The organism is Polynucleobacter finlandensis (assembly GCF_018881755.1).
In the GTDB taxonomy this organism is placed as follows: Bacteria; Pseudomonadota; Gammaproteobacteria; order Burkholderiales; family Burkholderiaceae; genus Polynucleobacter; species Polynucleobacter finlandensis.
The window spans coordinates 80,187-94,750 of record NZ_JACVPS010000002.1 but is presented as its reverse complement, the minus strand read 5'-3'; the positions used below and the strand labels follow the sequence as shown (position 1 = coordinate 94,750).

At 46.9% G+C, this 14,564-nt stretch carries 13 protein-coding genes; 5 read left to right on the top strand and 8 right to left on the bottom strand.

Annotated elements, in window-relative coordinates; translation table 11 throughout:
- Window positions 1–9 precede the first annotated feature (9 nt).
- Window positions 10–444: a PhaM family polyhydroxyalkanoate granule multifunctional regulatory protein gene (locus tag ICN49_RS01085; protein ID WP_255535353.1), complete on the top strand. Its 435-nt coding sequence runs from the start codon at window positions 10–12 to the stop codon at window positions 442–444.
- On the opposite strand, the gene ICN49_RS01080 is transcribed toward ICN49_RS01085, so the two are convergent.
- A complete protein-coding gene (locus tag ICN49_RS01080) occupies window positions 356–1,441 on the bottom strand; it encodes an MBL fold metallo-hydrolase (RefSeq protein ID WP_216164661.1) in 1,086 nt (361 codons plus the stop codon). The genes ICN49_RS01085 and ICN49_RS01080 overlap by 89 nt on opposite strands.
- 34 nt (window positions 1,442–1,475) lie before the next feature.
- On the opposite strand from ICN49_RS01080, the gene ICN49_RS01075 reads away from it, so the two are divergent.
- Window positions 1,476–1,652: a DUF1289 domain-containing protein gene (locus ICN49_RS01075; RefSeq protein ID WP_216164658.1), complete on the top strand. Its 177-nt coding sequence runs from the start codon at window positions 1,476–1,478 to the stop codon at window positions 1,650–1,652.
- 24 nt (window positions 1,653–1,676) lie between these two features.
- On the opposite strand, the gene acuI is transcribed toward ICN49_RS01075, so the two are convergent.
- Entirely contained in the window at window positions 1,677–2,660 is a 984-nt protein-coding gene (gene acuI, locus ICN49_RS01070) for an acrylyl-CoA reductase (NADPH) (protein ID WP_216164655.1), read from the bottom strand.
- 87 nt (window positions 2,661–2,747) lie between these two features.
- Here acuI and ICN49_RS01065 point away from each other — a divergent pair, with 87 nt between their 5' ends.
- The 3 genes from ICN49_RS01065 to ICN49_RS01055 are packed head-to-tail and all read left to right on the top strand — an operon-like array spanning window position 2,748 to window position 4,244.
- Window positions 2,748–3,044: a hypothetical protein gene (locus ICN49_RS01065; RefSeq protein WP_216164652.1), complete on the top strand. Its 297-nt coding sequence runs from the start codon at window positions 2,748–2,750 to the stop codon at window positions 3,042–3,044.
- 11 nt (window positions 3,045–3,055) lie between these two features.
- A complete protein-coding gene (locus tag ICN49_RS01060) occupies window positions 3,056–3,556 on the top strand; it encodes a flavin reductase family protein (protein WP_216164649.1) in 501 nt (166 codons plus the stop codon).
- Between the two features lie 25 nt (window positions 3,557–3,581).
- Complete coding sequence (locus ICN49_RS01055; protein ID WP_216164646.1) at window positions 3,582–4,244, top strand: glutathione S-transferase family protein; 663 nt, start codon at window positions 3,582–3,584, stop codon at window positions 4,242–4,244.
- Between the two features lie 86 nt (window positions 4,245–4,330).
- On the opposite strand, the gene ICN49_RS01050 is transcribed toward ICN49_RS01055, so the two are convergent.
- The 6 genes from ICN49_RS01050 to ttcA all read right to left on the bottom strand — a co-directional run bounded on the left by ICN49_RS01050 (window position 4,331) and on the right by ttcA (window position 14,564).
- Window positions 4,331–7,366 (bottom strand): efflux RND transporter permease subunit, encoded by a 3,036-nt coding sequence (locus tag ICN49_RS01050; protein ID WP_216164643.1) that lies wholly within the window; start codon window positions 7,364–7,366, stop codon window positions 4,331–4,333.
- 7 nt (window positions 7,367–7,373) lie between these two features.
- Complete coding sequence (locus tag ICN49_RS01045; RefSeq protein ID WP_216165270.1) at window positions 7,374–8,513, bottom strand: efflux RND transporter periplasmic adaptor subunit; 1,140 nt, start codon at window positions 8,511–8,513, stop codon at window positions 7,374–7,376.
- A gap of 169 nt (window positions 8,514–8,682) precedes the next feature.
- Window positions 8,683–10,218: an efflux transporter outer membrane subunit gene (locus ICN49_RS01040; RefSeq protein ID WP_216164640.1), complete on the bottom strand. Its 1,536-nt coding sequence runs from the start codon at window positions 10,216–10,218 to the stop codon at window positions 8,683–8,685.
- Between the two features lie 133 nt (window positions 10,219–10,351).
- Window positions 10,352–12,184 (bottom strand): glutamine--fructose-6-phosphate transaminase (isomerizing), encoded by a 1,833-nt coding sequence (glmS, locus tag ICN49_RS01035; protein WP_216164637.1) that lies wholly within the window; start codon window positions 12,182–12,184, stop codon window positions 10,352–10,354.
- Window positions 12,184–13,659, bottom strand: a complete 1,476-nt coding sequence (glmU, locus tag ICN49_RS01030; protein WP_216164635.1) for a bifunctional UDP-N-acetylglucosamine diphosphorylase/glucosamine-1-phosphate N-acetyltransferase GlmU — start codon at window positions 13,657–13,659, stop codon at window positions 12,184–12,186. Before glmU ends, glmS begins: the two co-directional genes overlap by 1 nt.
- On the bottom strand, window positions 13,656–14,564 hold the full coding sequence (gene ttcA, locus ICN49_RS01025) for a tRNA 2-thiocytidine(32) synthetase TtcA (RefSeq protein ID WP_216164632.1): 909 nt from the start codon (window positions 14,562–14,564) through the stop codon (window positions 13,656–13,658). Before ttcA ends, glmU begins: the two co-directional genes overlap by 4 nt.

Genomic DNA, 14,564 nt, shown 5'->3' with positions numbered 1-14,564 from the left:
TTCGGAGCAATGCCAGAATTCAACCAAAGCCTTGAGATGTTTAAAACCATGTGGGGGCAGAGTGCTACCGGCCAAGCAGGCCAATTTCCCTTCACTAGCGATAGCTCTAAGGGTGCCAGCGGCTTCGGCGCCTTCCCGGGCTTGGATGTGGATGAGCTTGAAAAACGCATTAAAGACCTTAAGAGCGTTGAGAATTGGCTAAACCTTAATCTCAACATTCTTAAATCAACCATCCAGGGGCTTGAAGTTCAACATGCGACGATGATGGCGCTTAAATCCTTTGGTGATGCGGTCTCTGCAGCAGGGGCAGCAGCAACGAGTTCTGGCGAATCATCTGGAACGAAGGCCAGCAGCACTAAACCACGCAAAACCGGAACACGCCGTCCTCGCAAAGCTGGCGACTCAACTTTCCTCGACGAAGTAGGTAATTCAGATGGGCAATAGCCTCGCCCATGGCAAAAGTCATTTGGTGAATATCTAATTCCCGCTTAAACAAGACCGGCACAATTTCTCTAGCGTGTGCCGGTTTTTTACATGCCCCAAGGGTATCTGCTAACCGGTCATCGTGATGCGCCTTTAATTGCGCAATCCTTGGCTTCATTCCTGTAAATGGCTTGCCATGTGATGGCAACACCAAGGTGTCATCCGGCAATGGCAAATACTGATCCAAAGAATCTAAATACAAACCCAAAGGATCAGCCTCGGGATCAGCGTCATAGACGCTGACATTGGTTGAGATACGCGGTAACAGCATATCTCCCGAAATTAATACACCAAGCGCTTTGCAAAACAAGGATGCATGCTCAGGTGCGTGACCGTAACCCATAATGACTTGCCATTGATGGCCGCCAATAGCAATCTTCTCACCATCAATAATGCGACGATATTGACGTGGAACCCCAGGGACCATATTGCTGTAGTAGCTAGAGCGTCCCCGAATTTTCTCCAGATCCTCAGGCGCACTCAAACCATGCTTCTGAAAATGATCTGCCGAGCCTCCGCCTCCAGCCAGCGCGCCCACTGCCGCGCCACCCTCCTTGTGACTTAACCATTGTGCCGTTAAGTAATCCGTCATGGATATCCACATAGGCGCATTCCAGCGCTTGCATAACCATTGGGAGAGGCCCACATGATCAGGGTGCATATGCGTCACCAGCACACGTAATACGGGGAGGCCTTGGAGATGAGTGGCAAAAATCTGCTCCCACGATGCACGCGTTTCATCATTGGCGATGCCGCAATCAATAATCGTCCAGCCCTCAATACCATCAAACTGATCGCGCAAAAGCCACAAGTTAATATGGTCTAAGGCAAAGGGCAAGCGCATTCTGAGCCAATAGACACCTGGGGCAACCTCAATCGTAGTGCCTGGTTCCGGCAGAGCATCTCCTAAGGGATAATGAACAGCATCGTTTGTGATTGCTTGATTTTTAGTATTCATTTTTAATATTTATTCTTCTATTCCTGGATTTACTTTGACAACAGTTCCATCGCCTTGCGTTAATTGGTGCGACATGAATCCAGAGAACGGATTTTGCCGCGGCTGCTATCGCACCCTTGCTGAAATTGCAGATTGGTCAGAGCTCTCAGATCCGGAGAAGCTTAAGGTTTGCGCACAACTTGCTGCACGCAAACCAGACCAAACCCAATAAACCATTTGCATTCATCGTTGCTGTTTATTTATTCACATCTACGATAAGACGTCCGCGTACGTTGCCAGCCATCAACTCTGCTGCATATTTGATCGACTCTTCTAGACTAATTTCGTGTGAGATCTCATCTAAGGTTTTTAGGTCCACCAATTTGGCCAGCTGTTCATAAGCAGCAATTCGTTTTGCTCGTGGCACAGTCACGCTATTGACGCCATACAAAGTCACGCCACGCAAAATAAAGGGTGCAACACTAGATGGAAAATCCATACCTTGTGCCAGGCCGCATGCTGCTACCGCACCATCGCTCTTTGTTTGCGCACACGCATTCGCTAAAGTATGACTTCCAACGCTATCGACCACCGCAGCCCAACGCTCTTTTGCCAAAGGCTTGCCTGGTGCCGATAAAGTGGCACGATCAATCACTTCGGTAGCGCCTAATTTCTTTAGATAATCTGCCTCAGCCATGCGGCCTGTGCTCGCCACCACGGTAAAGCCTAGTTTGCTTAATAAGGCAATGGCGAAGCTACCTACCCCACCAGCCGCACCAGTTACCAAGACCTCGCCATCGCTCGGCTTAAGGCCGTGCTTCTGCAAAGCCATGACGCATAACATGGCGGTATATCCAGCCGTGCCAATTGCCAAGGCCTGCTTGGCCGAAAAACCTTTTGGTAGAGGGATCAGCCAGTCAGCCTTGACTCGGGCCATCTGGCCCAATCCACCCCAATGTCCCTCTCCTACACCCCAGCCATTCAGGAGTACCATATCTCCAACCTTAAAGTCTGGGTGACTGCTTTCAAGGACTTCACCAGCAAAATCAATCCCCGGCACCATTGGAAAGCTCCGCACTACAGGGCCCTTACCCGTAATCGCTAAGCCATCCTTGTAATTGAGAGTGGAATAAAGGACCTTAACCTTCACATCCCCTTCTGGCAGGCTCGCCTCATCAACCTGGGCCAACTCAGCACGGTAGCCCTGATCGTCTTTCTTTACCAAAATAGCTTTAAACATATTCATTCCTTTTCAAGCGGAGTAATTCCCCACAACAAATCCCCAAAGGGTTTATCCTAACGAGCATTGTTGATTATGGAGGTTTCCATGAAAAAAATTCTACTATTAACCGCACTTTCTGGCTCACTGCTCTCTGGCTGCTATTCCACCCAGATTAATATGTCCATGGGAAACATGCGCCTGATTACCTCTAGCGCCGATCCTCAGGATGTTATGGACTTTGCTACCAAGACTTGTAAAGGCGATTTTTATGAAGGCGCCAGCTTCTTGTCTAAGGCCGGGAAAGAATATCGCTTCAAATGCGTAAAAGCTGAAGAGAACGAGGTATTGACTCCGATTCCCGGCACAACGATTACGCTCGTACAAAAAGCCGACGCTAAATAAGCAAGAGATTGATGGCCCCGTTTACTTCGCAAGAACTCCGCACTGGATTTGCATCGTTTGCAACTGGGGTTACAGTCATCACCTGCCTAGATGCTGATGGGCAAGCCCACGGCATCACGATTAGCTCGTTTAATACGGTCTCTTTAGAGCCGCCACTGATTTTGTGGAGCCTCAATAAACATTCTCGCCTGATGCCCTATTTTGAAGCGGGTCAAAAGCAACTGATTCATGTACTTGAACGCTCTCAAGAAGACTTAGCAATGCACTTTGCCAAAGTAAAAGAGAAGCAATTTGATAAGATCTCTCACCAAACTACCAAGAGTGGGCTTGAGCAGATCAACGGTTGTGTTGCCTACTATGAATGCGAAACGGTTTCTGTTCATATAGGCGGCGACCACAACATCATTGTTGCGAAAGTCTTAAGCTTAAAAAATCATCCTGAACTTGAGCCGCTGATTTTTGCGCGCAGTAAATTCATGGGGCTAGATTTAGCTGAAATCAAAACTGTTTAAGTCGCCATAAAACGAAGGAAATAATATGATGCGTTTGTGGGGTAGAAAAAGTTCTATCAACGTACAAAAAGTTTTATGGTGTCTTTCTGAGTTAGGGCTCGAGGAAGGCAAAAACTTTGAGCGCATTGATGCAGGTCTTCATTTTGGCCTTAATCGCACTCCTGAGTTTTTGAAACTCAACCCCAATGGCCTTGTACCAACACTGGAAGATGGCGATCTCATTCTCTGGGAATCAAACACCATCATGCGTTACCTAGCGCGCCAGTACGATAAACAAAAACGATTCCCTATCGATATTGCCAGTCAGTACGGCTCTGAAAAGTGGCTAGATTGGCAAGTGGGCACGATGTGGCCAGCACTGCGTACCCCGTTCTTGGGGCTCACTCGCGTACCTGCAGCAGAGCGTAATTACGATGCGATTCGCAAGTCATATCAAGATACCAATAGTCTGCTGAGCCTTCTAGACCAGACCTTAGCCAATCAGAAATACTGTTCTGGGAATCAATTTCATATTGGTGATATTGCGCTAGCACTTTGCGTAGGTCGCTGGATTCTTCTACATGAAGCCTTTCCTGAAGAAACAGGGCCACGTGCTGATCTCAAAAATATCAATGCTTGGATAAAGCGTCTAGAAAATGAAACTAAATATAGTGAGATCGCTGAAAAAGAGCTCAACATCGTGAAGTAATGCCAAAAAGATTTAACAATGCTGCTAGTTAAAAAGGTGAACATCTGTTCACCTTTTTAACTTCCTAGTCACATCCATTCTCCTACCTACTGCTGGATAAATTTCTTCGCATGATGATCTGCCCCGATGAAGAGGTACATGGCAGGCACAACAAACAATGTAAAGAGCGTCCCAATCGACAGGCCTGTAAAAATGACGATGCCCATTGATTGACGCCCGGCAGCACCTGCACCGGATGCAATCACCAGAGGCACCACACCTAAGACCATGGCAGCTGTCGTCATCAGAATTGGTCTTAAGCGAACGCTGCTTGCCTCAATAATGGCATCGAGTTTGCTACGTCCAGCAACCTGCAACTCATTGGCAAATTCCACAATCAAAATGCCGTGCTTACTAATAAGCCCCATGAGTGTTACCAAGCCTACCTGCGTATAAACGTTGAGCGTTGTAAAACCAAGATTAATAAATATCAATGCGCCAAATAAAGCTAGCGGCACTGAAACTAGAATCACAATCGGATCACGGAAGCTTTCAAACTGAGCGGCTAGCACTAAGAACACGATCAAAATCGCGAAGAACATTGTCACTAAGAAGCCGCCCGACTCCGCCATAAATTGTCGTGAAGGGCCTGCGTAATCCATGCTATATCCACTAGGCGCAACCTCTTTCAAGGCCTGACGCATGTACTCCAGTAAATCAGCTTGCGAAATAAAAGGTGTACTCACACCAGAGATCGTGGCTGAATTCAGTTGCTGAAAGTGATTAATGGATTGGGGAACAACCTTTTGCTTGATCGATGCAATGGTACGGGCCTGAATCATCGCACCACTTGGCGTGCGAATATAGTAATCCAAGATCTGCTCAGGATTGAGTCGATCTATTTGCTTTACTTGCGGGATGACTTTATAGGAGCGTCCCGATACTGAGAAGTAATTGACATAACCACCACCAAGAGCTGCCGATAAGGCGGCACCCACTTGCTGCTGCGTCATCCCCAAAGCAGCGACTTTTTCTCTATCAATCACCAATACGTCCTGAGGCTTATCGATCTTAAGGTCAGAATCAACAAAGAAGAAATTGCCGCTACGTCGCGCTTTGTCCAGCACCGCTTGAGAAACTTCATTGAGCTGGTCATAGGACTCAGTAGTTGTGATCACCACCTGAACTGGCAGACCCTGCGCTCCAGGCAAAGCCGGGAACTGGAAAGCTGCGACCCGAGCGCCGGCAATCGTATTCCACTTGTTCTGCATATCTTCTTGGAATTTAGTGGCATTACGACTACGCTGATTCCAATCTTTTAAGAGAACACCACCGAAACTACTCGTTGGACTGGTGATCTGGAACATTTGTTCATATTCAGGTTCTGCGCTAGAGATTTGATAAATCTGATCCGCATAAGTCTGCATCTGATTAACCGTACTATTAGGCGGTCCAGAAGCTTGCATCAAGACAATGCCTTGGTCTTCAGTGGGTGCCAATTCAGCGCGGGCCGTTGCGTATAAATAGGCAACACCACCCAAAAGAATAGCGCCCATCACAATGATGACCTGCCATGTACTGAGAAGATTGCGCAAAGTACTCTGATAGCTGTGATGTACCTTATCAAAGATGCGATCTATTTTTTGTACAAATGGAGATGCTTCTTGTGCTTCAGTAAAGATTCGAGAGCACATCATCGGCGATAGTGTTAACGCAATTAAACCTGAGACTGCAACCGCACTTGCCAGAGTAAACGCAAACTCAGTAAAGAGTGCGCCCGTTAAACCGCCCTGGAAGCCAATGGGGATGTACACCGCAATCAATACTACTGTCATCGCTAGAATGGGTCCACCCAATTCACGCGCAGCAATTAAAGAAGCCTCAAGCGGTGACTTGCCTTCTTTCATATGGCGGTCGACGTTCTCCACCACAATGATGGCGTCATCCACTACTAATCCGATTGCCAACACCAATGCCAACAGAGTGAGAAGATTAATGGAGTAACCCAAAACTTGCATTAAGAAGAATGTGCCGATAAGAGAAAGAGGCATTGCAATCACCGGAACCGCAACAGCGCGATAGCTACCCAAGAATAAGTAGATCACCACGGTCACAATTAATAGCGCTTCCAATAAGGTCGACACTACCTCATCAATTGAGCTGGTAATAAACATGGTTGAGTCATAAACAACCTTGCCAGTCATCCCAACTGGCAGTTGCTTCTGAATATCCGGGACCGCATCTCGCACGCGCTGAGCAACGTCCAATAGATTGGCTTGAGGGGCAACCTTAATCGCAATAAAGACCGATTTCTTGCCGCTAAACGCGACGTTGGTGTTGTAATCCTCTGAACCCAAAGTGACTGTAGCTACTTGGTCCAGATACACGATATTCACGCCATCTTTTTTAATAACCAACTTACGGAACTCATCTAAGGTATGCAAGTCAGTACCAGCAACCAGGTCGACCGCGACCATGTCGCCCTTAGTACTACCTACCGCTGATAAATAGTTATTGGCAGACATTGCGCTATAGACATCATCTGCTCCGACACCCAGTCCGGCCATCTTTTCGCGATCTAACCAAGCGCGTAAAGCAAATTTCCTACCACCAGTAATTTCAGCGTTCTGCACACCCTCAACCGAGTCCAGCTTAGGCTTAACCACCCGCAGCAAATAATCAGTGATCGCATTATTAGGAATATCGTCACTATAAAAACCCATATACATAGCTGCCGTGGACTGACCCACTTGCACTGTTAATACGGGCTGCTGAGCTTGTGGTGGCAGTTGATTCTTAACGGCACTGATTTGGGTTTGGATCTGAGTAAGTGCCGCATTAGAGTCATAGTTCAACTTCAAAGTAGCAATGATGGTTGAAACACCACTCACACTAGTAGAGGACAAGTAATCAATACCCTGCGCCTGAGCAACCGAAGCTTCTAATGGCTGAGTAATAAAACCAGCAATGGTTTCTGGATCTGCGCCGTAGTATGCGGTTGTAATCGTGACAATCGCATTCTGGGTTTGTGGGTACTGATTGACTGGTAAGGAACCTAAAGCCTTCAATCCAAATACCAATACGAGCGCACTCACTACCAGTGATAGCACTGGCCTACGGATGAATATGTCAGTCCAATTCATCTACTGCTTATTCCTGCGGCTTAGGATCTGGTGAGTTTGATGGCTGCACCTTGTTATTAATAATGAGCGGCGTTCCATTCTTTATCTTTAGCTGACCGCTAGTCACAACGGTTGCGCCTTCATCAAGACCCTTAAGGATTGAGACCTGATCGCCACGAGCAGCGCCAGTAGTAACAAAGACTTGCTGAGCCTCAAAAGCAGGATTACCTTGTTTATCTTTCTTGCCTGTAGGTTTGGCAATAAATACTGTAGAGCCATAAGGGTTGTAGGTCACAGCAGTTTGAGGCAAGGTTAATAACTTCACTTCATCACCAAGCTTGATATTCACATTGGCGAACATGCCAGGCAGGACTTTCTTATCAGGATTGGCAATTTGTGCTTCAACCTGAATATTGCGCGTATTGGCATCGACCTTAGGACTTACCGCAGTGATCTTTCCAGTAAAGCTCGCATCTTTAAATGCATCGGTGGTGACAACAATTTCTTGCCCTACCTGAATTTGCTCTGCATTACTTTGTGGCAAATTAAAATCCACAAAGATAGGGTCGAGGGTTTGCAAAGTCAGTAACTTATCGCCGGGGTTAACGAACTGCCCTGGGTTAATGGACACAATACCGACGCGCCCACTAAATGGTGCTTTGAGGTTTTTCTTGGCCACTAGTGCGATCTGAGCTTCTACTTGCGCTTGTTTAGATTTAGCATCTGCTTTGCTGGTATCAAATACATTCTTACTAATGGCTTGAATCGCCAATTGCTGTTTATCTCGCTCATTAATGACTTTGGCGAGATCAGCAATCGCTTTTAATGAATTTAACTGGGCTACATCAGAAGCATCATTCAGCTTAATCAGTAGATCGCCCTCTTTAACATCCATGCCAGACTTAATTGGCACGTTTAGCACTAAACCGCCAATCTCAGTGCTGAGATCAACACCCCTAAAGGCGCGGATGTTGCCAACACTCGTTAGTTTTGGTTGCCATGGTTCTGCAGCAATGACCATGGTTGAAACGGTTGCAGGCGGCAATCCCATGCCTGAAATGAAATGCTTAATCATGAAAGTCTTGAACTGATTGAAAGCAAAGATCAGACCAAGCAATAAAAATACTCCACATAGCATGATGATCATGCGACGCTGCAAAGGCTCCATAGCCATCAGCTTTTCATGGGCTTTTGTATTGCGCCACTTTTGACCTAGCCGAGCCCTCAAGGCTTTTGCTTTTTCCCAAAAGGCGATGCACTTCTCGCGCAGCTTCCACGCTTCCGCCTTGGCGAGCATCCAGGTCCATACTGCACATGCAGCAGTCATGACCTTAGTCTTAATTGTTTCCAGAAGTTTCATTTTGATCTTTGTTCGCTATGTCTTTTGGTTGAAAAGCGGGGCCAGTACGATTCCACCAACCGCCACCTAATGCTACAAATAAAGCTGCTGTATCAGAAAATCGAGTCGCTTGAGCCGAAACTGATTTGACCTTAGCAAGTTGATATTGATTTTGGTAATACAAAACTGCGAGATAACTGGCTGTACCTAACTTATATTGCTGCTGAACTAAGTCTAAGGTTTCATAGGCATAACGCTCAGCATCGGAAGCTGCTTTTAAGGCTTGAGCGCCAGTCTCTAAGGCTCGGAGAGCATTAGAGACTTCCTGAAAAGCTTTGAGCACGGTAGCTTGATACTGGAAAGCTGCCTGTTCATAATTGGCAATTGCTCCACGACGTTGAGCTAATAACTGCCCGCCTTGGAACAGGGGTTGCAATATGCCGCCGCCAATAGACCATAAAGAAGAATTCGGGCCGAATAAATTAGCAGATGTTAAGGCCGCAGAGCCAATCGAACCGGTGATGTTAAATTGCGGCAACAAGTTGGCAGTGGCAACACCTACAAACGCATTCTGCGCCTTGAGTTGCGCTTCTGCGGCCCGGACATCCGGGCGCTGTCGAATGAGGTTTGACGGCACGGAGAGTGGCAATTTTTCCGGTAAGTGCAATTTACTTAAATCAAACTTGGTGATGCTCGCGTTACTCGGCACCTCTCCAGTCAGGACGGCCAACTGATTACGCGCAAAAGCCAAGTTTCTCTCGTAATTGAATAGATCCACTTGAGAATTGGAAACCAAAGTTCGCTGCGAGGTAACGTCAACCTTTGAAACGGTACCAATGACCAACTGCTTTTCAGTAACCTCTGCCAAATTGGTTTGGGCTTTCAAGATTTCTTCGGTAGCCTGCATCTGTTCTCTGAGCGCAGCCTCTTGAATGGCACCAGTAACAATATTGGAAGTTAAGGATAAATATGCTCCCTCTAGTTGGAACTGCGCCACTTCAGCTTGTGCCCTAGCGCCCTCAACCGCACGACGCGCTCCACCAAACACATCCAACTTATAAGTGACATTTACTGAGGTGTTGTACAAGTTGTATGTATCCGAGCCATACGGAAGGCCATAGATTGCTGAGGGCTGAAGCTGCCTTGTCAGGCCTCCCCCCGCACTAATCGCTGGGAAATATTGGCCACCAACTTGTGCGCTGACATTCTCCTGCGCAGCCCGCAATGCGGCATCCGCAGCACCTAAATTGGGGTTTTGTTGTAAAGCCTTTTTAATGAGAACATCGAGCTCGGGAGATTTATACAATTCCCACCATCCAGCTTCAATATCAGCACCTTCTATAAACTCCTGCTCTGTTCCGCCAGGGACACCAGGAGCTGTGGTGAGTTTTTTAGATAAGGTGGTTTCGGTATAAGAAGAGGTCTTGGGTGCCTCAGGCTGTTTGAAATCCGGCCCCACTGCGCATGCAGAAAGACAGCCTGCAAAAACCAATGCAAGCCAGCGAGATTTCGATAGAACATTTTGGGGAAACATGAATTGCAACAAATATCCTCTTGTACAAGAGTTATTTGAACACAAAATTAACGAGAGGGTTTCGTAAAGCCCTGATTTATCTACTTAAATTTGTCCACAACTTCTTTGAGAAGTCAACTTCAAAAAAGTAGATTTATTCGACTGTAACGCTCTTAGCCAAGTTTCTTGGCTTGTCTACATCAGTTCCCCTAGCACAGGCTGTGTGATAGGCCAACAATTGCAGTGGCACCACGTGCAAGATTGGAGAAAGATTGCCGTAGTGCTCTGGCAAACGAATCACGTTGATGCCTTCGCTGCTGACGATCTCCGTATCTTGATCGGCAAAGACGTATAACTTTCCGCCGCGCGCCTTCACTTCTTGCATATTGGATTTAAGTTTTTCCAATAAGACGTCATTGGGGGCAACAGTCACTACTGGCATTTTCTCTGTCACCAATGCGAGCGGGCCATGCTTCAACTCTCCAGCAGGATAAGCCTCAGCATGAATATATGAAATCTCTTTGAGTTTGAGGGCGCCTTCTAATGCAATCGGGTAGTGCAGTCCACGCCCAAGGAATAAAGCGTTTTCGCATTTAGAGAAGGTCTCACTCCAAGCAATGATCTGTGGCTCTAGGGCTAAAACCGCATGAAGTGCTTTTGGTAGATGACGCAACTCGCGCAAGAGCTCTTTTTCTTTTTCAGCAGAAATCCTGCCAGCACGCTTGGCAATAGAAACTGCCAGGAGGTAAAGGGCCAGTAATTGAGTAGTGAATGCCTTGGTAGATGCAACACCAATCTCAGCACCCGCCTTAGTCAAAAAGTGCCAATCCGTTTCACGGACCATTGCGCTACTAGCCACATTACAAATAGCTAAAGTAAAGCGATGTCCCAAGCTCTTAGCGTGCCGCAATGCCGCCAGGGTATCTGCAGTTTCACCCGACTGAGAGACTACTACGATGAGTGTGTTTGGATTTGAAACAGTATTGCGATAGCGATACTCGCTAGCAATCTCAACTTGAGTAGGAATGCCGGCTATATCTTCGAGCCAGTACTTAGCAACGCAGGCAGAGTAATAGCTAGTACCACAAGCCAAAATCAAAATCTGATCAAACGATTTCCAATCTTCTGGATTGGCAGCAAAGAGTGCAGGACCAAATTCAGCAATATTCGCAAGGGTGTCACCAATCGCTCTAGGCTGCTCAAAGATTTCTTTTTGCATGTAGTGCTGATATGGGCCCAGATCAACGGCTTCAGATTGAGCTGGCATGGCCTTAGTCTCGCGCTGTACAGTTTTACCAGCTTGATCAATCATTTCTACTGAACCTGCTTTAAGGATGGCAATATCACCCTCCTCCAAATACATCATGGCATGGGCCCTGCCTGCCAATGCAAGAGCATCAGAAGCCAAGAAGTTTTCTTGATCGCCTAGCGCCACTACTAAAGGAGAGCCCGCCCGAGCACCAACCAATAAGTCGGGACTATCTTGTGCAATCACCCCGATGGCATATGCACCATGCAACTTAGGCAGCACAGCCTTTACAGATGCCGCCAAATCTTTTTGACCACTTGCTACATATTGTTGATGCACTAAATGGGCAATGACTTCTGTATCGGTCTCTGAGGTAAATACATACCCAGCTGCTTTTAACGCCGCACGAAGTGACTCGTAGTTCTCAATGATGCCGTTGTGAACCACAGCAATTAAGCCATTAGAAATATGGGGATGGGCATTTTGGGTGTCAGGCTTGCCATGTGTAGCCCAACGAGTATGGGCAATTCCAAGCGTCCCATGAAAATCTTTGCCCTGCTCCGCTAGTTCTGCAACACGCGCTGTAGTGCGGGCTCTTTCAATGGGATGCTGAGCATCATCACTATTGATTACTGCAAAACCACAAGAATCGTAACCGCGGTACTCGAGGCGACGTAAGCCCTCAACTAAAACATCCACAATATTTTTATGGGAGACAGCGCCAACAATTCCGCACATTATTTTTTACCCTTTTCGGCTTTCTTAGCCACGGCTTTCTTAGTTGCCGTCTTTTTTGCTGCCACTTTTTTTTCTTGCTGCACGGGGCGTTGCCACGGTATAGAAATTTGTTTTGCTCTAGAAACTGTTAATTGATTTGGTGGAGCATCTTTGGTAAGCGTTGTACCAGCCCCCAATGTTGCTCCACGCCCAACCCGCACTGGTGCAACCAGCTGAGTATCGGAACCAATAAAGACATCATCTTCAATAATAGTTTGATGCTTATTCACACCATCGTAATTACACGTAATCGTGCCAGCGCCAATATTGACCCTGGTGCCAACTATCGAATCCCCAACATACGCTAAATGATTGGCTTTGCTATTAGCAGCGATCTTGCTGTTCTTCACTTCGACGAAGTTGCCGATATGCACATCATTCGCCAAATCAGCACCTGGACGTAAGCGCGCGTAAGGACCAACCACAGAATGATTGCCGACCTTCGCACCATCCAGATGACTGAATGCATTGATGGAAACATTGCTACCAATCACGCTATTACGGATGACACAGTAAGGACCAATCTTGGTTCCAACCGCTAAAGTCACACAACCTTCGAATACGCAACCCACATCAATAAAGACATCCGCGCCGCACTCCAGCGTGCCGCGTACATCAATACGGGCAGGATCGGCTAAGGATACGCCGGCATCCATTAATTGATTGGCGATGTTGAGCTGATACGTGCGCTCCAAGCTTGCGAGCTGATCACGACTATTAACGCCGATGGTTTCAGACTCATCATCAGCCTGCGTTGTACGAATGGGCACACCATCTTTAACCGCCATCGCAATCACATCAGTTAAGTAATACTCGCCTTGAGAATTACTGGAACGTAATGCCTTGAGCCACTTTTTCAATCCGTTAGTTGGCAACACCATGATGCCGGTATTAATTTCTTTGATAGCCTTCTGTGCGGGAGTTGCGTCTTTCTCCTCCACAATCTCCCGTACTGAGCCATCAGCATCACGCACGATGCGGCCATAGCCAGTAGGATTGGCGAGATCTTGTGTTAGTAGAGCCAATGCAGAATCTTGACCACGTTCACCATCAGCCAGTTTGGCTAGCTTAGCTAAAGTCTTTTTACTAGTGAGGGGGACATCGCCGTATAGAACCAAAGTTGGCTCTTGCACGTCTAATTTGGGCAAAGCCTGCAACAAAGCATGGCCGGTTCCCTTTTGCTCAGCTTGTAACACAGTCGCCACTTTGCCAAAGCTAGGGTCTTCTTGGCTGGCATTTGCTATAAATTCTTTTACATCAGCTGCGCCATGCCCAACAACAACGATAGGCCCTGTTTTAGCCTGCTTGCCCTGCAAGAATAATGCGGTGGTCAGTACATGCTGTAGAAGAGGCTTCCCAGCTAGAGTTTGAAGCACTTTGGGCAAAGCGGATTTCATCCGCTTGCCTTGCCCCGCAGCCAAAATGACGATGTTCATAGGGTGGAATTATAAATCCCTTGAATCATGGTGCCGCAGGCTAATTCATCTAATTGGGCTTCATCAATTGCCTTATCACCAGATGATCTAGCAGCAATACCAGATAACTCGGTCGAGATCTCCAAATTTTGGAAATCAAAGGCCTCGCCATCCATGAGATGGGAAGGCACGATGTGATGCATGGAGCGGAATAGATTTTCGACCCGCCCTGGATATTTCTTTTCCCACTCACGTAGCATTTGCTTCATGGCGCCACGCTGTAAATTGGGCTGACTGCCACACAAATCACACGGAATAATAGGGAAGTTCATATCAGCGGCATAACGCTCAAGCAATTTTTCTGGCACGTAAGCCAGGGGACGGATGACGATATGCTTGCCATCATCAGAACGCAATTTAGGTGGCATGGCTTTTAACTTGCCAGCATAGAACATGTTTAACAGTAGCGTTTCTAAGATGTCGTCGCGATGATGGCCCAATGCAATTTTAGTTGCGCCTAATTCGTCAGCGACGCGATACAAGATGCCACGACGCAAACGTGAACATAATCCACAAGTAGTTTTACCTTCTGGAATAACACGCTTCACAATGCTATAAGTATCCTGGTTTTCAATATGAAACTGCACACCCAAATTCTTTAAATAGTTAGGCAAAATTTCTGCAGGAAAGTTTGGTTGCTTCTGATCTAAATTGACGGCAACGATTTCAAAATGGATTGGCGCACGCTCACGTAACTTCAAGAGGATGTCGAGCATGGCGTAACTATCTTTACCGCCCGATACACAGACCATGACTTTGTCGCCATCCTCGATCATGCCAAAGTCACCAATAGCTTGACCAACTAAGCGACACAATTTCTTCTCGAGCTTGTTTTCTTCGAAGACGGTTTTGCGAGTATCAGTCAT

What these genes read in the sequence shown, in the direction of transcription:
- ICN49_RS01045 (WP_216165270.1), bottom strand. Translation starts at nt 8,513, where the DNA reads ATGGAGCCTTTGCAGCGTCGCATGATCATCATGCTATGTGGAGTATTT.
- acuI (WP_216164655.1), bottom strand. Translation starts at nt 2,660, where the DNA reads ATGTTTAAAGCTATTTTGGTAAAGAAAGACGATCAGGGCTACCGTGCT.
- ICN49_RS01060 (WP_216164649.1), top strand. Translation starts at nt 3,056, where the DNA reads ATGGCCCCGTTTACTTCGCAAGAACTCCGCACTGGATTTGCATCGTTT.
- ICN49_RS01080 (WP_216164661.1), bottom strand. Translation starts at nt 1,441, where the DNA reads ATGAATACTAAAAATCAAGCAATCACAAACGATGCTGTTCATTATCCC.
- glmS (WP_216164637.1), bottom strand. Translation starts at nt 12,184, where the DNA reads ATGTGCGGAATTGTTGGCGCTGTCTCCCATAAAAATATTGTGGATGTT.
- ttcA (WP_216164632.1), bottom strand. Translation starts at nt 14,564, where the DNA reads ATGACTGATACTCGCAAAACCGTCTTCGAAGAAAACAAGCTCGAGAAG.
- ICN49_RS01085 (WP_255535353.1), top strand. Translation starts at nt 10, where the DNA reads ATGCCAGAATTCAACCAAAGCCTTGAGATGTTTAAAACCATGTGGGGG.
- ICN49_RS01050 (WP_216164643.1), bottom strand. Translation starts at nt 7,366, where the DNA reads ATGAATTGGACTGACATATTCATCCGTAGGCCAGTGCTATCACTGGTA.
- ICN49_RS01040 (WP_216164640.1), bottom strand. Translation starts at nt 10,218, where the DNA reads ATGTTTCCCCAAAATGTTCTATCGAAATCTCGCTGGCTTGCATTGGTT.
- ICN49_RS01065 (WP_216164652.1), top strand. Translation starts at nt 2,748, where the DNA reads ATGAAAAAAATTCTACTATTAACCGCACTTTCTGGCTCACTGCTCTCT.
- glmU (WP_216164635.1), bottom strand. Translation starts at nt 13,659, where the DNA reads ATGAACATCGTCATTTTGGCTGCGGGGCAAGGCAAGCGGATGAAATCC.
- ICN49_RS01055 (WP_216164646.1), top strand. Translation starts at nt 3,582, where the DNA reads ATGATGCGTTTGTGGGGTAGAAAAAGTTCTATCAACGTACAAAAAGTT.